The sequence below is a fragment of the Shewanella septentrionalis genome, from assembly GCF_025370265.1.
GTDB classification, from domain to species: Bacteria; Pseudomonadota; Gammaproteobacteria; order Enterobacterales; family Shewanellaceae; genus Shewanella; species Shewanella hafniensis.
This window is the reverse complement of sequence record NZ_JAMTCC010000020.1, coordinates 44,032-63,981: the sequence shown is the minus strand read 5'-3', so window position 1 is coordinate 63,981 and position 19,950 is coordinate 44,032. Positions and strand designations below refer to the sequence as shown.

Sequence of the window (19,950 nt, the reverse complement as noted above, 5' to 3'; positions counted from 1 at the left end):
ATGAAAGCGATTAAATACTTTACACCTCTGCTCTCACTTTGCCTTGTGGCGTGTCAGACCACAAACAGGCCACAGCCGGAGGCGAGTAAGGCGGAATTAGCGGCCTCAATGGCGACGGCGACGGCATCAACCACGCCACCACCTGCGACTATGCCGGATGCGGTTCAGCGGGAATTGAATTCAGGCGCATTGCTATCAGGTTTGACTCCTGCGCTGGAAACTGAGCGCCGTTTCGATGTCTCTGCCCATGATGTTGATGCTAAAGTATTTTTTCCAAGTTTAGTCCAAGGTACGCCGCTGAGTGTTGCCGTACATCCTGATGTGCAAGGTACGATTTCGCTATCCCTTAAAGGTGTAACCTTAAGCGAAGCGATTCAAGTGGTTGAAGATATCTACGGTTACGAAGTGAGCCGCGAAGGGCGCATTCTAAGAGTGTTCCCCGCTGGAATGCGTACCGAGACGTTTCCGCTGAATTATCTCTATATGGAACGTGACGGCTTATCTGTGACCTCAGTGAGTTCTGGACGCATTTCCGATAGCAATAATTCCAATAGTAATTCGAACAATAACAACTCAAATAACAATGGTTCGAGTAATAATAATTCCAACAGCAGTAACGGCAACAACTCCAGTAGTAATGGCAGCAGCGATAGCAGTAACGGAACATTTATTCGCTCGCGCACTAAGACTGATTTTTGGGGCGAGCTGAAAGAAACGCTGACGGCGATTATTGGTGACACTGGTAATGGGCGGCAAGTGGTGGTCACGCCGCAGGCGGGGTTAGTCACTATTCGTGCTTTCCCAAGTGAATTACGCCAAGTGCGTACTTTCTTGAATTCCGCCGAGAGTCACCTACAGCGACAAGTGATCTTGGAGGCTAAGATCCTCGAAGTCACATTATCCGATGGCTATCAGCAGGGTATCCAATGGGACAATGTGCTGGGTCATGTTGGCAATACGAATGTGAATTTTGGGACTTCGAAAGGCCCTGGTTTGAACGATAAAATCACCTCGGCGATTGGTGGTGTGACCTCGTTGAGCATTAAAGGCTCCGACTTTACAACTATGATCAATCTATTAGATACCCAAGGCGATGTGGATGTATTGTCTAGCCCAAGGGTGACTGCATCGAATAACCAAAAAGCTGTGATTAAAGTGGGTACCGATGAGTACTTTGTCACCGACGTGTCATCGACTACCGTTGCGGGCACAACGCCAGTGACCACTCCACAAGTTGAATTAACACCATTTTTCTCGGGCATAGCTTTAGATGTAACACCGCAAATCGATAATGACGGCAATGTGTTATTACACGTGCATCCATCCGTTATCGATGTGAAAGAGCAGACTAAAGACATTAAAGTGAGTGACGCTTCGTTGGAGCTACCTTTAGCGCAGAGTGAAATTCGCGAGTCTGATACCGTTATCCGCGCCGCTTCCGGTGACGTAGTCATCATCGGTGGCTTGATGAAGAGTGAAAACATTGAAGTGGTATCGCAAGTGCCTTTGTTGGGTGATATTCCTTTCCTCGGTGAATTGTTTAAAAACCGCAACAAGCAGAAGAAGAAAACTGAGCTGATTATTCTGTTAAAACCTACGGTAGTTGGCGTCGATACCTGGAAAACTGAGCTACAACGTTCTAAGACCTTATTAGATCGTTGGTATCCGGAGACAAAGTAAGCTTCTATGTATCAGAAGCATTTTGGCTTAAACCAAGCCCCATTTTCACTAACACCCAATACCGGATTTTTTTTCGGCCTGTCGCCACACGTGGAAGCCTTGCAAGTGTTGCAAACTGCGCTACAAACGGGCGAAGGTTTTATCAAGGTGACAGGGGAAGTGGGGACTGGTAAAACTCTGATTTGCCGTAAGCTTATCAATGAGCTGCCGGATAAGTTCCATTGCGCTTTTTTGCCTAATCCTTATCTCACGCCTGCAGAGTTACGTTGGGCATTGGCGAGTAAGCTGGGGCTCAAATTCGCCAGTGATATGGATCAGCAGCAGCTCACTGGTCGTATCCAAAAGCAGCTACTCGCGTTAAGTGCTCACGGTCACACCATCGTATTAGTGCTCGATGAAGCACAGGCATTGCCGGACGACAGTTTAGAGGCGCTGCGGTTATTCACTAATCTGGAAACCGAGACACGCAAATTATTACAGGTAGTGTTATTTGGGCAACCTGAGCTAGATGACAGGCTTAAACGCCAAGAATTCAGGCAATTAAGACAACGCATTACTTTTAGCTACAATCTTCGTCCACTGACATGGGATGAAACCGACGCTTATATTCGTCACAGATTAGCCATAGCAGGGCGTGCGGGCGAACCACTCTTTACATCACGGGAAACACGCCAGATAGCCTATGCGTCCCGAGGGATCCCTAGATTGATCAATATTCTTGCCCATAAAGCCTTGTTACTGAGTTTCGGCGAGGGCGCTACGCGTGTGCAAACCTCCCACGTTAAAGCGGCGATTCAAGATACTGAAGATGCAAGTGTTCGCCGATTATTATCGTGGAAATGGCTGCCTTTTTTCACTCTGATAACTGTGGCTTTTGGTTTGGGATTACAACACGTTTTGAGGAGTGTTGTATGAGCGTGATCAATAAGATGCTGCAGGATCTTGATAAACGTCAGCAGGGGCACGAACTCAGTAACGTCACTCAACCGCAGGTGCAGTATTTAGCTCGCAGGCGCGCTCCGTTTAACGGGCTGCTGCTCTGTGGAGTGTCACTGCTACTCGGTGGCGGCGCGGTTTATGGCTGGCAATCTTTCATGGCAAAGCCTGCAGAAGCGACTATTTCGGCTCAAGTTCAGGAACAAAATACTTTAACCGCTCAAACTGAGCCTGTGCGAACGGAGAGCATTGCCTCAAGCGAAGCTTCATCTAACCTTGATGCCGCTGCAGAGCCGTTGAAGCTTGCGACTACGCAGAAGATTGCGGCAGCGATGACAGCAAATAGTGAAGAGTTTGAACCAAGTGCCAGCGACGTGGCATCGAGTCAGGCACCTGAATTTGAAAGGAATATAGAACCTGAGCGACAAGCGCAGTCGAAAACAGATGTGAGCCTTGCACTTGAAAACAACCAAGTTGACACGGTAAGCGAGCCAAACCATTCACAGCCAAGACATTCACAGCCAGATAGTGCGACATCGAGTGTGCGAAGCGCCGAGGTCACTGCTGGCGCTAATCGACTTGCGCCCAAAGCACAAGGGCAAATGGCGATTACTGAGGTGACGTTGACGCCAAAGCAGCTAGCAAAGAAGCGGTTTACACTTGCGAGTGAGGCTGAAAAGGATGGCAAGCTCAAAGAAGCCATTAGTTATTATGAGCAAACATTAGCGCTCGACCCCAGTATGCATGAAGCGCGCAAACAATTAGCTGCGCTGCATTATGGCCAAGGTCAATTAGCCAAAGCCAGTGAAGTATTACAGCAAGGCATGCTGTTATTCCCGCAGCAATTAGACTTTGCTTTATTGCTCGCTCGGGTTCAGCAAGCCTCTGGCCAGGCTGATCTCGCATTAGCGACCTTAGCCAATATACCTGATACACATCCGCTGGCGAGACAAAAGTGGATGGCACAATCGGATTTGGCGCAAAAGCTAGGGCAGTTTTCATTGTCAGAACAAGCCTATAGACAACTATTACAACAAGAACCTCAACAGGCTAAATGGTGGATGGGACTGGCTTATGCGCTTGATTCGCAGCAGCAATTCCCCCAAGCACGCCAAGCCTATCGGACTGCATTAGGCCACAGAGGCTTATCGGCGCAGGCGAGTGCCTTTATCGAACAACGCTTGACTCAGCTAGGAGATAGCCAATGAAACCCAGATTAAAAATGCGTTTAGGCGATCTGTTAGTTCAAGAAGCCATTATTACCGAAGCGCAGTTGCAACAGGCGTTAGGCGAGCAGCGCAATACGGGCAAAAAACTGGGCCGTACCCTCATCGATCTGCAATCGATTACTGAGCATCAGTTGCTGCAGTTCTTGTCGCAACAATTGAATGTGCCTTTGCTGGATATCAGTAAAATGCCAATCCCTGCGGAAGTGGTACATCTTATTCCAGAGGTGCAAGCCCGACGTTTCCGCGCTTTAGCGGTTGAAGACAGGGGCGATAGCGTATTAGTTGCAATGAGCGACCCCGCGGATTTGCAGGCGCTCGATCACCTCGAAATGCTTATCGCACCTAAGCGTTTGAAGTTAGCGGTAGCGCCCGAGCAGCAACTGCTGCAAGCGTTTGATAACTTATATCGCCGTACAGATCAAATTGCTCAGATCGCCGGTAAGCTCGAAGAAGAATACGCCGCCGATGAGATGTTCGATTTAGCCAGTCTGACTTCGGGCGACAGTGACAATGAAACCACAGTGGTTAAGTTGCTGCAGTCGATTTTTGAAGATGCGGTGCAAATGCGCGCCTCGGATATTCATATCGAACCCGGTGATAAAGCCTTGCGTATTCGCCAGCGTATCGATGGCCAGCTACACGAAACGATTCTGAATGAAGTTAATATTGCCGCGGCTTTAGTATTGCGACTTAAGTTAATGGCTGGACTCGATATTTCTGAAAAACGTTTGCCGCAGGATGGTCGTTTCCACATGGAAATCAAAGGTCATCATATCGATGTGCGTATGTCGACCATGCCGATTTACCATGGCGAATCTGTAGTAATGCGGTTACTCGATCAATCGGCGGGTTTATTGACCCTAAACGAAACCGGTATGCCGCCTGCTATTTTGGCGCGTATTCGTAAACAGATTAAACGTCCTCACGGCATGCTACTGGTCACAGGCCCCACGGGTAGCGGTAAAACCACCACCTTGTACGGTATTTTGAGCGAGCTCAATACCGCCGACCGTAAGATCATTACGGTGGAAGATCCGGTTGAATATCAATTGCCGCGGATCAACCAAGTTCAAGTTAACCATAAGATTGGCTTAGACTTTTCCAACGTATTGCGCACCACCTTACGTCAAGACCCCGATATCATCATGGTCGGGGAAATGCGTGACCAAGAAACCGTTGAGATTGGTTTAAGGGGCGCATTAACGGGTCACTTTGTATTATCAACCTTGCACACTAACGATGCGGTTACCAGTGCACTGCGTTTGCTCGATATGGGCGCCGCCAGTTATTTGGTCGCCAGTGCCTTGAGGGTGATTATTGCCCAGCGTTTAGTGCGCCGCGTTTGCCATAACTGTGGCGTTGAGTATCAGCCGACAGCGCAGGAAAAAGCCTGGCTGAGTAGTGTGAGCCATAAAGACTTTAGCCATGCGAACTTTAGAATTGGTACCGGCTGCCAGAGTTGTAACGGCAGCGGTTATCGTGGGCGGATCGGTATTTTTGAAATCCTCGAGTTGGATGAGAAGATGATCGATGCGATGCGTACCGGTAATCCGCAGGATTTTGCCAGAGCCGCGTTGCAGAGCCCGAATTTTACTCCGCTCGCCGAGTCAGCGTTGCAATATTTGAGCGAAGGCATGACGACCATTGAAGAGGTGGCTAAGCTGGTAGAGGATGTGAGTGAATCACAAATACCTTTGTCGAAGGATATTATTAGCCAACAAGGCGTTGAGGCGTAATTATGCCGATTTATCAATACCGTGGACGCAGTGGTCAAGGTCAATCCGTTACGGGACAATTGGATGCGGCATCGGAAAGTGCCGCTGCTGATATGCTATTGGCGCGGGGGATTATCCCCCTTGAGGTCAAAGTCGCTAAAGTGGTTAAGTCATTCTCACTGGCTAAGTTATTTGGTGGAAAAGTCGCGTTAGAAGAATTACAGATTTTTACTCGGCAAATGTACTCCTTGACCCGTTCTGGCATCCCGATTTTGCGGGCGATTGCGGGCTTGTCTGAAACCGCGCATTCCCAGCGCATGAAAGATGCGCTTAACGATATTTCTGAGCAGCTCACCGCAGGGCGCCCCTTGTCATCATCCATGAATCAACATCCCGATGTATTTGATTCCTTGTTTGTTTCTATGGTGCACGTGGGCGAAAACACAGGTAAGTTAGAAGATGCCTTTATTCAGCTTTCTGGCTATATCGAGCGTGAGCAGGAAACACGGCGGCGAATTAAATCGGCCATGCGTTATCCCATGTTTGTCTTGATTGCGATTGCGCTCGCTATGGTGATCCTCAATATTATGGTGATCCCTAAGTTCGCTGAGATGTTTTCCCGCTTTGGCGCCGACTTACCTTGGGCGACAAAAGTGCTGATAGGTACATCGAATCTGTTTGTGAATTATTGGGCGCTGATGTTGGTGGTGTTGATTGGGACTATTATCGGCATTCGTTACTGGCACCATACGGAAAAAGGCGAGAAGCAGTGGGATAAGTGGAAGTTACACATCCCTGCCGTGGGATCTATTATCGAGCGCTCGACGTTAGCTCGTTATTGTCGCAGTTTCTCTATGATGCTCAGCGCTGGCGTGCCGATGACGCAGGCCCTAAGTTTAGTGGCTGATGCGGTAGATAATGCCTACATGCACGACAAAATAGTCGGTATGCGCCGTGGGATTGAGTCTGGTGACTCTATGTTAAGGGTATCGAATCAGAGCAAGTTATTTACGCCACTAGTGCTGCAAATGGTGGCCGTGGGTGAAGAAACAGGGCAAATCGATCAATTACTCAATGATGCGGCAGACTTCTATGAGGGCGAAGTAGACTATGATTTAAAGAACCTCACCGCTAAATTGGAGCCTATTTTGATCGGTTTTGTGGCCGTGATTGTTCTCGTGTTGGCCTTAGGGATATACCTGCCCATGTGGGATATGCTCAATGTGGTCAAGGGCGGTAAATAATCGATATGGATAATGTTTATCTCCTCTCTTATGTGTGGGGCTGAGGTTAAATGCAGACTCAGCAAAAGGCAGAAAGCGATCTATTACGCCTCTATGGGCGTATGATAACCATAGGGTTAGTGTTGGTTATCATGGCGGTGATTGGTGCTAAGTACTTTTTTACCCTACCGCAAATCGCTGCCCGTGGATTAGAAGTCGATCATGCGCGTTTTTTAAATGTGCTGGTGATGGTGCGCTCCCAATGGCTATCTTTGGGCAAGCCGCCGCAGATGCAGTTGAATTGGGAGGCGTTTGACAACATATCCAAAGACACTGAGTTTAGTGTCGTCGATATCAATAGTTTAGGATGGCCACAACCTAAACAGTTAAACGGCCAAGGTTGCCAAGATTTGTGGCAGCAACTTATGGGTGCCGAAGTGGATAACGCAGGGCTGGTTGCTGATTATTTAGTTAAGGATAACAGCTGTCACTATCGGTCGCACAATGGCGATAGTTTAGGCTATCAACTGAACTCTGGCAGGGTCATTTTTTTGACTGCACCCTAAAATATTGTTAACTCAAAGGCTTTTTAAAATTGATTTAGCTGTTAGAATAAAATTTCTTAAGTATGGGGCATATATATGAAAACTAAGCAAACAGGTTTCTCATTAATAGAGCTTGTGATTGTGATTGTGATTTTAGGGCTACTCGCCGCAACCGCGATCCCACGATTCTTAAATGTCACCGATGATGCTGAAGACGCCAGTGTTGACGGCGTGGCCGGTGGTTTATCGACTGCCGTTAGCTTTGTGCGTTCGCAGTGGGAAGTCGATGGGCGCCAAAATAGCAGTGTGATCTTAGATGGTACGTCAGTTTCGCTCGATCCTCGTTTTGGTTATCCAACGGGAACTTCAGTAACTAGTGCCACAGCTATGACAAATGTCAGTTGCCAACAAGTATTTAATACCGTGTTGCAGAGCGCTCCACGAAACGTATTATTTAACCAAGATGCACGTAATCAACGTTATACTGCCCGTGTCATTAACGCTGCAGGTGGCAGTGCTAATTCAATTACTGGCGCAGTCGTTGCTGGTTTAGATTTATGTGTTTACCACCAAGTGGCTTCGCTGGTGCTAAATCAAACGAATGGTGTGCCCACTCCCGCTCCCGATTTAACAACGGTAGGTGCTAAGGGAATAGTGTATAACCCCGGCACGGGCAGAGTGTTAAGCTTTACCCAAACGCCATTTGTACCATAGAAACTAAAGCGTCATGCTTAAGTTAATCAACTTTTTTGTAAAGTTATTGAATAGGTAATTAAGAATGAAAAGACAACAAGGTTTTACCTTAATAGAATTAGTAGTAGTGATCATCATCTTAGGTATTCTTGCTGTCACAGCGGCACCTAAGTTTATCAATCTTCAATCTGATGCGTACGCATCTACTTTGAATGGTGTCAAAGCATCTTTGCAAGGTGCTAATTCGCTTGTTTATTCTAAGGCGGCGATTCAAGGGGTAGAGAGTAATGCAACATCTAGCATTATCATCGATGATAAGGGGAATTCTGATGCCGCTGACGATGTTAAAGTAAACGGTGTTTATGGGTATCTGAAGCAAGCTGCAGTAGATATGGCTGTTGTACTTGATCTAGATACCACAAATGAGTGGACTATTGATGATGCGCCAGCGGTCACAACGACGCTTACAACTCCAGCAATAATTCATCCTAAAAAGTTGACGCCTTCAGATACGGTTAAATGTTGGGTTGAATATAAACAGGCTGATTCTAGTAATCTTCCTAAATATCATGTTGAGTCATCTGGTTGTTAAGTAAGGATTGTCAATGAAAAAGCAAAGTGGTTTTACATTAATTGAATTAGTGGTTGTTATTATTATTTTAGGCATTTTAGCTGTGACTGCGGCGCCTAAATTTATCAATCTACAATCAGATGCTCGAGCTTCAACTGTTAAAGGTCTAGAAGCTGCAATTAAAGGTGCGGATACGCTTATCAACTCAAAGTCATTAATTGCGGGTAATAATACAGTTGCTTCAACAGCCACAACCCCGCCATCTGTTAGTGTATCTACAGGTAAAACAGTTTTGATTAACTATGGACATGCAACACCTGTATGGACAGGTTCCTTGGAAAATGCTTTGGATATTAAGGCCGCAACAGCTGCTAGCGGAACATCGAGTGAGTGGATCTACCTGGAAGATAGTGCAAGTAAGAGCATTTATTTCTATCCTCAAGGACAAATCAGTCCTTTAGCTGCAACTGCTCCTGGTAAATGTTACGTGCAATACGTTAATAATCTGACTGCATACGGTCCAATTACAGTGACTCCTGTAGTAACTGGCTGTTAAGTCTTTTAATGCTTAAAGGCCTGCCTAGCAGGCCTTTTTTTTAGGTAAAATGCGGTTCTTACATTATTTTAAAGAAATGAGTCCGACAAGAATTTACCGACATTTATTTGCGTTAATCATATAGTTGGCAGAAACTGAACTTAGCACTTGAAATCAGCAATTAACCCGAGCGATGCTTAACTTCTCTATGTCAAAATAGGCCGGATTTACCTTAGTTGAATTAGTGACGACCATCATCTTGATTTCAATTCTTGCTGTGGTTGTACTGCCACGCCTGTTTACTCAGTCTTCTTACAGTGCCTATAGTTTACGTAATGAGTTCATTAGCGAGCTGCGTCAAGTACAGCAAAAAGCGCTCAATAATACTGACAGGTGTTTTCGTGTAACCGTTTCTGGTACTGGCTATCAAGTGAGTCAATTCTCTACCCGAAATGGGGCGGTTTGTTCTGGTACAGCATTATCGCCCAACCCGCTTTATAGCCAAGCTTTTCAAGGTGGTGCTCAATTAGTGCTAGTAGGCCCTAACAGTATTAACAGCAGTAACTTCAGCCTCGATTTCGATATCGATGGTAGCACTTCGTTGGCTTGTAATGGGCCATGCATTAATGTGATTGCTAATGACACTGTGATGATTAACGTCTCCAGCGAGGGTTATATTTATGCGAATTAATCCTCGGTTGCTATTGGGTAAAGCATCAGTAAAAACATCCAAAAAAGCCAAACCACAGAAGGGTTTTACCCTTATCGAATTAGTGATTGGCATGCTGGTGATTGCCATTGCGATAGTGATGCTAACCAGCATGTTATTTCCACAGGCGGATCGTGCGGCTAAGACTTTGCATAGAGTGAAGAGTGCCGAGCTTGCTCATTCGGTGATGAATGAGATCTGGGGCAAGCGTTACGATCAAAACACTAATGCCAATGGCGGTGTGCCTGCCTGTGGTAGTCCTTTAGGATTACCTTGCTCAAATGTGACCAGTTTAGGGTCATCGGAGTGGAAATGGCCTAATGAAGGCGAGGGCCGTAACGATTTTAACGATGTGGACGATTATCACGGTTTAAGTCAAAACGCCACTATGCTCAACTCAACCCAAACCTATGCCGCTGCTTATCCTAACTATAGTTTAAGTGTCACTGTCGCCTATGGGCCTGCGCCCAATACTAAGCTAGTCACCATTAATGTGACTACGCCGGACAATGAAGTGATCACTTACAATCTGGTGAGGAGCAATTACTAATGGGCTCTTTAACTGCACAGCGTATGCAAGCATCCACACGGGGGTTTACCTTAGTCGAGATGGTCACAGTGATCTTGATTCTGGGGATTCTTGTGGTCGGGGTGAGTAGCTTTATTATTTTTGGTACGCGGATTTTTGTGGAGTCGAGTTCAGTCGATCAAGTACTCAGTCAGAGCCGTTTTGCCGTTGAGCGAATGACCCGTGAGCTACGTAGTGCTTTGCCCAACAGTGTGCGTCTTAATAGCGATTCGCTGACCTATCAATGTGTTGAATTTGTACCGATCGAGGCCAGCACAACTTATCTCACTATGCCAATCATCCCCGCTGCGGCCGCGAGTACTGGCATAGTTATTCTAGATAATACCGCGAGTGCGATTCGCGTGAATCAATTCGCTTGGATCTATCCTTTGGTTGATGCAGATGTGTATAGCAGCGCGAGACAAAAACGGGCACAGGTTAAAACGATTGCTATCTCGGATCCCTCATTTGAGCATCAAGTGACACTGACTTTTACTGCGCCAACACGTTTTGCCGAAGCATCACCACGACAACGGATCTATTTTGGTTTAAGTCCTGTGAGCTATTGCTTTGAAAAGGGGGCAAGCGGTAATGATTTGCAAATAGTGCGTTATGCCGGTTACAACTTTAATGTTGTTCAGCCAAATCCTGCCAATATGGGCACGGGCGTGCTAATGGCGCAAAGTGTTGCGAATCGCCTCGATAATAGTAATGACTTGCCGTTGATCTTAACGCCATCGAGTTTAGTCAATAATGCCATGGTGCACTTGCAGCCAAGATTTAATGTCAATGGTGAGACGTTCCAATATCGACATCAAGTGCAGGTGATCAATGTTCCTTAATTCACAGCGGCGCTCGATAGGGCGTAACTCAGCATCCAGCTCATCACTATCAAGATCAAAATCTTACGCTCTGCCTATGCGGCAGCGGGGTAGTGCGTTAATCATTGGCGTGTTTGTGATTACCGTGATGTTTCTGCTGGCATCGGCACTGATCAATATTGTGGAAGACGGTGATACCGGGCTCACCCAAGAAGTGTGGGGGACGCGTGCTTTTGCCGCTGCAAACAGTGGCGCCGATGCCGCGCTGGCTAAGTTGTTTCCATTGAATGGTAACGTCGGAACGTGTTTAGCATCAGATGTTTGGACACCGCCCGATGTAACTGGTTTTCATGCCTGTAGTGTGACGTTGACTTGTACAGCATATGCGGTAGACACAGTCACTCAATATCGAATCAGCAGTAAAGCGGTATGCGAAAGCGGTGAAACGCGCGTCAGCCGAAAAGTTGAGGTAGAAGCCCGTGGGAATTAATCTTTTTCATCGTGCCATATTAGCAGTACTTATCTTGAGTTTCCCTTCTGCTGTGATGGCATTCGACCCTATTGACCAGAGTGTTATTTTTGCCAAGGTTGCTCAAGGGCATCATGGCGATAACTCTAACGTATGCCATCAGATATCATCGCCACAGCTGATGATAAACGGTAATGGCATTATTAATGGTACTGGTGGTGCTGCATTAGATTATTGTTCGAGTAACGATGGCAGCGGGCTTGCTAATAACAGTTGTGATAACGGTTCTGGCGGAGTGCGAAAATGTGCTATCGATGGCAGTGATATCCGAGGGTTAAAATTAACTGGGAGCAATGCTTTTTTATCGAGTAGCGGCGTTGGTGGCGGTTATGGTTATTGTAATAGTGGCGAGCAATTAACGCTTGGTGGTAATGGCCAAAGTCAGTTTGACAATGTTTCGCTTTATTCTGCTTGTACTCTGACTTTATCGGCTACTCAAAATGAGTATCGATTTAATACTATCGCTATTGGTGGGGGCGCGACACTCGTTTTACCCGAAGGAGACTATTGGGTAGATAGTTTTACCTTGAACCAAAATGCTAAGGTGATTTTGCAAGGTAATGTCCGCATTTTTACTAAACAGAAATTTGCGTTTAATGGCAGTAAATTCAATGAAAATAATACGGCTTCTGCCCTTATTTTCGGTTATAGCGATATTCAGCTAAATAGTGGCACTTTACTCAATGGACGAGTTTATAGTGATGCAACATTAACTATTAATGATAACTCGATTATCAATGGTCGTGTAACGAGTCGTTATTTAGTCATGAGTAGTGGCAGTATTAATGAAGATTTACCTGTTGCACCGTTGCAATTACAGTTTGGTAAAGCGACCACAACTTCAGTAACGTTTGCCAATGCTTTCCCTGTTGGCGTGAAACCACTTATTTTCCTTATGCCGACAATATCAACGGCGAATACTAGCAACGATGGACCTGCATCAACCTTTGTGTCATCTGTGACTAACACCGGATTTACTTGGGTGCAAAGTGAACCAACGAGTCCCTCAAACCGATATATCGCTTCGAATAGTATGCCGGAAGTGCATTGGATTGCTGTGACGGCAGGTTCTCATGTTTTATCCGATGGCAGCCAACTTGAGGCAGGCAGAATCTCTACCGCTAACGCATTGAACATGAGTAGTTCTGCGTGGACGAATGTGCCGCTAAATACGTCTCTGAATGTCGTATTGAATCAGTTGCAGACGCGTAATAATTCTACCTGTTGGCTGACAAGCGTGGCACAGCTAAATTCGAGTGGTATTCAACTTAATTTAGATACCTCTGAGGTCCGCTTTGGAACTCAATGTAAACCAGGCAATCTGCGAAGTTTACAATCAGAAACGATTGGGTATTTAGCGGTAAAATCTAGTGTTGGCACAGTCATACTGAATGGCGAGGATGTTCACTATCAATTCGGTACTGCACTTACCCACACTGGCGGGGGGAATACTAAAACGCTGGCTGAGCAATGTGCCTACAACACGAGTTTGACTGGATTTGTTAATCCCCCGACTTTAGTCGCGGGGAAAGATTCTCGTCGAGGTGGCGATGGTGGCTGGCTAAGACGTTGTAATCTGAGTGCAACTCAAGTCAGCATGGTAAACGATGAAGATACTTATGGTGATAATGACCGTAGTCATCTTGCTGAAGACTATGGCTTTGTAGCGCTTGAGAAAACCGCACCTGTTTTACAATGTTTTAATGATAATTTTTCCCAAAGCACTTTGAGTAATGACTGGGTCGTTTCTAGAAGTAGCGGAGGATTCACCCCTTCGATCCAAGGCGGCCGTTTACGCTTAACTGAAGCCCAATCAAATCAATCTACGGCATCGACCTACCAAAGACTCTTTCCTGCAGCGGCAAACTTAGTTGAGATCCAGTTTGACCACTATGCATATGGTGGAAATGGCGCCGACGGTATTGCGGTGGTGTTATCGGATGCTTCTATAACACCGCAGCCCGGCGCCTTTGGCGGTCCATTAGGTTACGGTTATAAACCTGGTATTAATGGGTTCGCGGGTGGTTGGTTGGGTATCGGGATCGATGAGTTTGGTAACTTCTCTGGCGAGGGTGGAGGTGGCAGTATCGGTCAGCGTCGTCAGTCGGTTGTAGTTCGTGGATCCGGTGCTGGTACATCAGGGTATAATTATTTACGTGGTACTTGTAACAATGGCAACAGTAATACCAGTGGCAACTGTTTATCTCCCACGGTCGATGGCAATAATGTCTCACCTGCGCACCGCTATAAAATCACTATCGACTCGCAGATATCCGGTCAGTCGATGGTGAAGATTGAGCGTAATACCGGATCTGGGTTTGTCACCTTAATCCCTGCTTTTAATGCCATAGATCAACAAGGGCAAGTGGCGACGCCGAGTGATTTCTTGTTGTCGCTTACAGGCTCAACCGGTGGCTCGAATAACAACCATGAAATTGATAACGTTCAAATTTGTGCCTTGAGGTCTAATCCAATTGGCGCGCAAATCGATCATTTTGAGTTTGACCATACGGGGCAGGGATTAACCTGTAATCCCGAAACCGTGACGATTCGAGCCTGCGCCAACGCCAGTTGTAGTCAGCTTTTTACTGACCCTTTGACGGCGACCTTATTACCCGAATCCACCTCAGAAGGCATATGGATTGGCGGCAATCAGGTGAGCTTTAGTGGTGGTACTGCACAATTACAATTACGGCGCAATACTGCTGGCACTGTGACTTTAGGTGTAAAAGGTTCGAGCCCGACAACCAAACCTTTAAGTAAAACCCTTTGCCGTATTGGGAACGGGGGACTGAGTGAAAATAACTGTTCACTCAAGTTCGCCGACAGTGGTTTTATCTTCGACGTGCCCGATAAATTGGCCAATAAACCTATTAATGTGTTGGTCAAAGCGGTGAATAAATCTGATGAGACTCAGCAGTGTGTTCCAAGCTTCCAAAGCCAGACCAAGACATTGAATTTCTGGAGCAGTTATCACACTCCGAGTGCGCCTATTTCGCCAAAAGCCGTCACTATCAACAATACGGCCATTGGCACTTCAAGCGACTCGCCTACGGCGCTGAATCTGGTGTTTGATACTAACGGACAGGCAAGTATTTCAGTGAATTACCCCGATGCGGGCAAATTACAACTCGATGCCCAGTATATCGGCAGTGGCAACGAGCAAGGCTTAGTGATGACAGGCTCGGACCAATTTGTCAGTGTGCCAGCTGGATTGTGTGTCAAACCCGTGGACGCCAGCGCCAGTTGCCCAAGTGCGGATATGAGCTGTAATGCCTACCGTAAAGCCGGACAAAGTTTCGGTATGACAGTACAAGGAATGGCATGGGAAAAAGACGACGATAAGGACTTTTGTTCAGGCAACTTATCTACGCCTAACTTTAGCGATCAAGCCATGCGGCTTGCTAGTAAAGTCTTTGCGCCAAAGATTGCCAGTGGCGGCTATGATGGGGCGTTAGGCGTGGCATCCTATAGCCACTCGGCGCAGGCCAATAATCTCAATACCATCAGCAATCAGACCATCAGCGAAGTGGGAGTATTCCAAATTGCAGCGCAGGCGAGCCCAAATTATTTAGGAACGGCAAGCAGCTTAAATATTCCAATTGGCTATTCAGCTAACATCGGCCGATTTGCGCCTGACAGATTTTTAGTCAGTGACATATCTGTCATACCTGCCTGTGGCGGCTTTAACTATATGGATCAGCTTTTTCCTATGTCGATGAAGCTCAGTGCTTTAAATATCGCGGGGGATATAACGAAAAACTATTTCCCGCCATTCTCCCTGGCTACTGCCAAATTAGTGGGAGAAAACAACAATAATGGTGTCGATTTACAGAGTCGCTTAAGTGCCTTACCTATAAAGACTGATAGTTGGGATCAAGGCGTGGCGATGGTTGATGCTTCTTACCGAGCTAACTTTAGTCGGGTGACCCCAAATGTGGCGACGAATTTGTATCAAGATGGTCCTTTCGAATCACTCGATATTGGCGTGCAATTGATGGATAACGATCCTCATCCCAATAGCATTTATTCCTATGTCGCTTCGCCAGATATGGATGCGGCAACGACGGGCAATTGCACTAACTGTAGTGCTAAGAAAATCAGCACTCAAATCTTGCGTCACGGCCGTGTGGTGATGGATAACACCTATGGTCCTGAGACAGAAATACTGCGTATGCCGACTCGAGCCGAATATTGGGATGGTAGCAGTTGGGTATTGAATACCAACGATAGCTGCACAACGGCTGTGTATGGTTTGGGTTCGCAGGTGGACAATGCTGGCCTTGGCTACAACTTTGATCCAGACTTAGTGGCGGGGCAAAGTGTTGTACGTTCTGGCGGGACTGCTACATTCCAAGCTGGCCAATTTGAGTTGCTCTGGCAAGCTGTCACCTCAAGTGGTGCGCCATACCGTGGTCAAGTGACGGCGCCCTTGAATGTGCCGCCATGGCTAGAATGGTACTGGAATTGGAATGGTGTATCACCAACAGATCTTACTGATCCGCGGGCAAGTGCGTATTTTGGTCGCTACCGAGGGCATGACAAAATTATCTATTGGCGTGAGGTAAACTAATCTGAGTTATCTCAGCTATTGAATCGAGCTGAGCCTTTCGTATGAAATGCGCATCAGTTTCATTTATTGAAGGTCGATTGAAACCCTAGCGACAGATTTTAAATGCAATTCCTGAGTTTGACATTTGTTGTTAGTTTGTATGTTTCTTCGTTTTTAGTTGTCGATATTTTCGTCAATAAACAGTATTTTCCGCTTAAATACTGTTTTTTAGAGGACGATTTGAAAAAAAATCACTTCATTAGCGATTGTTAACCTCCTCGGTCTTGTGGAATCAGGGTGGCATTGATAAAGTTAGCTGATTTTTCTTTTCTTCTGACTCCACAGAATACAGGCTAGTTACATGTTTAAGAAGCTACGCGGCATTTTTTCTAATGATCTATCGATCGATTTGGGTACAGCTAACACATTAATTTATGTTCGTGGCGAAGGCATAGTGCTCAATGAGCCTTCTGTTGTTGCTATACGTGGTGAGCGTGGTGGCTCCGGTCAGAAATCTGTTGCCGCGGTCGGCACAGAAGCTAAACAAATGCTCGGCAGAACGCCTGGCAACATCCAAGCTATCCGCCCAATGAAGGACGGTGTAATCGCTGACTTTTATGTGACTGAGAAAATGCTGCAGCACTTTATCAAACAAGTGCACAACAATAGCTTTTTTCGTCCAAGTCCACGGGTTCTAGTGTGTGTGCCAGTTGGCGCCACTCAAGTTGAACGCCGTGCGATCCGTGAATCAGCCATGGGCGCTGGTGCTCGCGAAGTGTATTTGATTGAAGAACCTATGGCTGCTGCGATTGGTGCGGGTTTACCTGTATCTGAAGCGACGGGTTCTATGGTAGTGGACATCGGTGGTGGTACCACTGAAGTCGCGATTATTTCGCTCAATGGCGTAGTGTATTCGTCTTCAGTCCGTATCGGTGGTGACAAGTTTGATGATGCGATCATCAACTATGTTCGCCGTAACTACGGTAGCTTAATTGGTGAAGCCACGGCTGAGCGTATCAAGCACACTATCGGTACTGCTTATCCTGGCGATGAAGTGCTAGAGATCGAAGTCCGCGGCCGTAACTTGGCTGAAGGTGTACCTCGTAGCTTTACACTGAACAGCAACGAAATTTTAGAAGCCTTACAAGAGCCATTATCTGGCATCGTAAGTGCTGTGATGGTGGCGTTAGAGCAATCTCCACCAGAATTAGCTTCAGATATTTCTGAGCGCGGTATGGTGTTAACTGGCGGTGGTGCGTTATTGCGTGATTTAGACCGTTTATTAATGCAAGAAACCGGCATTCCAGTAATGGTGGCAGACGATCCATTGACCTGCGTAGCACGTGGCGGCGGTAAAGCCCTCGAAATGATTGATATGCACGGCGGCGATCTGTTCTCCGAAGAAACCTAATTTAACTTCGGTATAGGGCGGTTAATCACCGCCTTAGCTTTCATATGAAGCCAATTTTTGTTCGTGGTATTTCAAACCAATTCCGTCTGACACTGGCAATTATTTTGTCGGTGGCCTTGCTTGTGGTTAATCATCGCCTCGATCCTGTGCGGCAAAACCTATCCTCTGTCTTTAGTCCATTACAGTATTTAGCCAGCGTGCCCGGTGCGGCGCTTGACTGGTCATCTGAAAGTTTTGCCACCCGCAATATGCTGGCGTTGCAAAATAAAGAGCTGCTGCGGCAACAACTGCTGATGAGTGAACGCTTACAGCGTTTCGAACACTTACGCCAAGAAAATGAGCGTTTGCGTGCACTGTTAGGCTCACCCGCCTATCTGGATTCGCGCAAGATGGTGGCCGAAGTGCTAGAGGTCGCCAGCGATCCTTTCCATCATTACGTGGTGCTGAATCATGGTTCCCGTAGCGGTGTATTTGTCGGTCAGCCCGTGGTGGATGCGCAAGGAGTTGTTGGCCAAGTGGTGCAGGTCAGTGAAATGACCAGCCGAGTGTTATTGCTCTCCGATGTATCACACGGTTTACCTGTGCGTATTACCCGTAATGATGTGCGCCTTGTCGCCAATGGTACGGGTGAGCTTGATGAGATAGAGCTTCGCCATGTGGCCAAGAGTACTGACATTCGTGTCGGCGATTTATTGGTGACTTCAGGCTTAGGCAATCGTTTCCCCGAAGGTTATCCAGTCGCACGGGTTTTGGAAGTCTTAACTGAAGATGGCCAAAGTTACGCTCGAGTCACGGCCCAACCGTTAGCGGCTTTAGATCGTATTCGTTATGTGTTGTTGATTTGGCCGTCTCCCGATTCGGGTGTGACCTTGCCTAATCAGCCTACAGTCCCCGCTGCGGATCATTCGCTTATCGAAAACTCATCAAAAATTGGCAGTGCGAGTCCAGCGGAAGGCACATCTGCAGACACGACTAAGCCTGTGACTACACCCGCAGCCACTGTGGCCAAACCGGCAACGGAAACCACTCCACCAGCGACTGAGGTGCACCAATGAGTTTTCAAGCCGCCAATGGGCGCTTCATTGTTTGGGTGACATTATTTATCGGCGTGATCAGCCAGATTATGCCTTTGCCGAGTGTGGTCGATGCTTGGCGTCCCGACTGGTTGTTGATGATTGTGCTCTACTGGTCTATCGCATTACCCCATAGATACAACATTTTAACCGCTTGGGTCTTAGGCCTAGTGTTGGATATTTTATTGGGTGCCACCTTAGGTGTGCGCTCTTTAGCTATGTCTTTGGTGATTTATGTCGCCATCTTGCATTGCCAGCGATTGCGAAATTTCCCTAAGTGGCAACAGTCGTTGGTGATCATGCTGCTCATTTGTATGTATCACTTAGTGATTTACTGGGTCGAGTTTGTCATGCAAGAGGCGGTGTTCGATACGGATCTATTCTTACCTGCGATTTCAGGATTAGTGATCTGGCCTTGGATATTTTGGATTCTACGTCGGGTTCGACGTCATTATAAGGTTCGCTAACTGTGGATTTAGTTTTAGCTTCAACTTCGCCACGTCGCAAAGAATTATTGGCGTACATTGGACTCGGTCGTCCGGAGTTTTGTTTCACGCAAGTGGCGCCGGATATCGATGAAACCGTGCAGCAAGGTGAAGCGCCAAGGGATTATGTACGCCGTTTAGCCGCCGAAAAAGCCCATGCTGGACTTGCATTATGCGCAGATATGTCACAGCCTGCTGTATTAGGTTCTGATACTATCGTTGTGCTTGAAAACCAAATATTAGGCAAACCACTGGATGTGGCCGATGCTAAGCGAACGCTCAGTGAATTATCTGGCCGAACGCATACAGTAATGACCGCTGTGGCGCTGACTTACCAAGCAGATGCAGATTTAAGCTTCAAAACCTCAGTGCGCTTAGTCGAAACACAAGTGCGTTTTTGCGCCTTATCGGCCGCCGATATTGACGCTTATGTCGCTTCACAAGAGCCAATGGATAAAGCCGGCAGTTACGGTATCCAAGGACTTGGCGGTTGCTTTGTGGCTGCGATTGAAGGCAGTTATTCTGGCGTCGTGGGTTTACCTTTGGTTGAAACACGTGAGTTGTTAGCCGAGGTTGGGCTGATTTAACGCCTTGTTACTGGTATTGCGGCTTGAGGTTAGAATGAACCTTGCGGGAGTTTTAGGCTCTTAATCGAGAATCCCCATGAAGTTACCC

Annotated in this window: 18 protein-coding genes; all 18 read left to right on the top strand. The window is 46.8% G+C overall.

What is annotated here, in order from left to right; translation table 11 throughout:
* The 18 genes from mshL to NE536_RS12805 all read left to right on the top strand — a co-directional run bounded on the left by mshL (position 1) and on the right by NE536_RS12805 (position 19,862).
* On the top strand, positions 1-1,680 hold the full coding sequence (gene mshL, locus NE536_RS12890; protein ID WP_261272933.1) for a pilus (MSHA type) biogenesis protein MshL: 1,680 nt from the start codon (positions 1-3) through the stop codon (positions 1,678-1,680).
* A 6-nt stretch (positions 1,681-1,686) separates the two neighbouring features.
* A complete protein-coding gene (locus NE536_RS12885; RefSeq protein WP_261272932.1) occupies positions 1,687-2,595 on the top strand; it encodes an ExeA family protein in 909 nt (302 codons plus the stop codon).
* Complete coding sequence (locus NE536_RS12880; protein ID WP_261272931.1) at positions 2,592-3,824, top strand: tetratricopeptide repeat protein; 1,233 nt, start codon at positions 2,592-2,594, stop codon at positions 3,822-3,824. Before NE536_RS12885 ends, NE536_RS12880 begins: the two co-directional genes overlap by 4 nt.
* Complete coding sequence (locus tag NE536_RS12875; protein WP_261272930.1) at positions 3,821-5,581, top strand: GspE/PulE family protein; 1,761 nt, start codon at positions 3,821-3,823, stop codon at positions 5,579-5,581. The genes NE536_RS12880 and NE536_RS12875 overlap by 4 nt, the downstream gene beginning before the upstream one ends.
* A 2-nt stretch (positions 5,582-5,583) precedes the next feature.
* Positions 5,584-6,804 (top strand): type II secretion system F family protein, encoded by a 1,221-nt coding sequence (locus NE536_RS12870; protein WP_259511419.1) that lies wholly within the window; start codon positions 5,584-5,586, stop codon positions 6,802-6,804.
* 50 nt (positions 6,805-6,854) lie between these two features.
* The gene (locus tag NE536_RS12865; RefSeq protein WP_220591877.1) at positions 6,855-7,349 is read left to right on the top strand and encodes an MSHA biogenesis protein MshF; all 495 of its coding nucleotides are present in this window, start codon (positions 6,855-6,857) and stop codon (positions 7,347-7,349) included.
* Positions 7,350-7,424: 75 nt separating this feature from the next.
* The gene (locus NE536_RS12860) at positions 7,425-8,042 is read left to right on the top strand and encodes a prepilin-type N-terminal cleavage/methylation domain-containing protein (RefSeq protein WP_259511421.1); all 618 of its coding nucleotides are present in this window, start codon (positions 7,425-7,427) and stop codon (positions 8,040-8,042) included.
* A 64-nt stretch (positions 8,043-8,106) separates the two neighbouring features.
* A complete protein-coding gene (locus tag NE536_RS12855) occupies positions 8,107-8,613 on the top strand; it encodes a type II secretion system protein (protein ID WP_261272929.1) in 507 nt (168 codons plus the stop codon).
* 13 nt (positions 8,614-8,626) lie between these two features.
* Positions 8,627-9,148 (top strand): prepilin-type N-terminal cleavage/methylation domain-containing protein, encoded by a 522-nt coding sequence (locus NE536_RS12850; RefSeq protein WP_261272928.1) that lies wholly within the window; start codon positions 8,627-8,629, stop codon positions 9,146-9,148.
* Between the two features lie 223 nt (positions 9,149-9,371).
* Complete coding sequence (locus NE536_RS12845; RefSeq protein ID WP_261272927.1) at positions 9,372-9,818, top strand: MSHA biogenesis protein MshC; 447 nt, start codon at positions 9,372-9,374, stop codon at positions 9,816-9,818.
* Positions 9,808-10,386, top strand: coding sequence for a prepilin-type N-terminal cleavage/methylation domain-containing protein (locus tag NE536_RS12840; protein WP_261272926.1), 579 nt, complete (start codon positions 9,808-9,810; stop codon positions 10,384-10,386). Before NE536_RS12845 ends, NE536_RS12840 begins: the two co-directional genes overlap by 11 nt.
* A complete protein-coding gene (locus NE536_RS12835; protein ID WP_261272925.1) occupies positions 10,386-11,246 on the top strand; it encodes a PilW family protein in 861 nt (286 codons plus the stop codon). Before NE536_RS12840 ends, NE536_RS12835 begins: the two co-directional genes overlap by 1 nt.
* Positions 11,236-11,715: an MSHA biogenesis protein MshP gene (locus NE536_RS12830; RefSeq protein WP_261272924.1), complete on the top strand. Its 480-nt coding sequence runs from the start codon at positions 11,236-11,238 to the stop codon at positions 11,713-11,715. The genes NE536_RS12835 and NE536_RS12830 overlap by 11 nt, the downstream gene beginning before the upstream one ends.
* On the top strand, positions 11,705-16,327 hold the full coding sequence (locus NE536_RS12825) for a DUF6701 domain-containing protein (protein ID WP_261272923.1): 4,623 nt from the start codon (positions 11,705-11,707) through the stop codon (positions 16,325-16,327). The genes NE536_RS12830 and NE536_RS12825 overlap by 11 nt, the downstream gene beginning before the upstream one ends.
* Before the next feature lie 340 nt (positions 16,328-16,667).
* Positions 16,668-17,717, top strand: coding sequence for a rod shape-determining protein (locus tag NE536_RS12820; protein WP_006083256.1), 1,050 nt, complete (start codon positions 16,668-16,670; stop codon positions 17,715-17,717).
* 44 nt (positions 17,718-17,761) lie between these two features.
* Positions 17,762-18,772, top strand: a complete 1,011-nt coding sequence (gene mreC, locus NE536_RS12815; RefSeq protein WP_261272922.1) for a rod shape-determining protein MreC — start codon at positions 17,762-17,764, stop codon at positions 18,770-18,772.
* The gene (gene mreD / locus NE536_RS12810; protein WP_006083254.1) at positions 18,769-19,257 is read left to right on the top strand and encodes a rod shape-determining protein MreD; all 489 of its coding nucleotides are present in this window, start codon (positions 18,769-18,771) and stop codon (positions 19,255-19,257) included. Before mreC ends, mreD begins: the two co-directional genes overlap by 4 nt.
* Before the next feature lie 2 nt (positions 19,258-19,259).
* On the top strand, positions 19,260-19,862 hold the full coding sequence (locus NE536_RS12805) for a Maf family protein (RefSeq protein WP_259483790.1): 603 nt from the start codon (positions 19,260-19,262) through the stop codon (positions 19,860-19,862).
* The last annotated feature ends 88 nt before the right edge of the window (positions 19,863-19,950 follow it).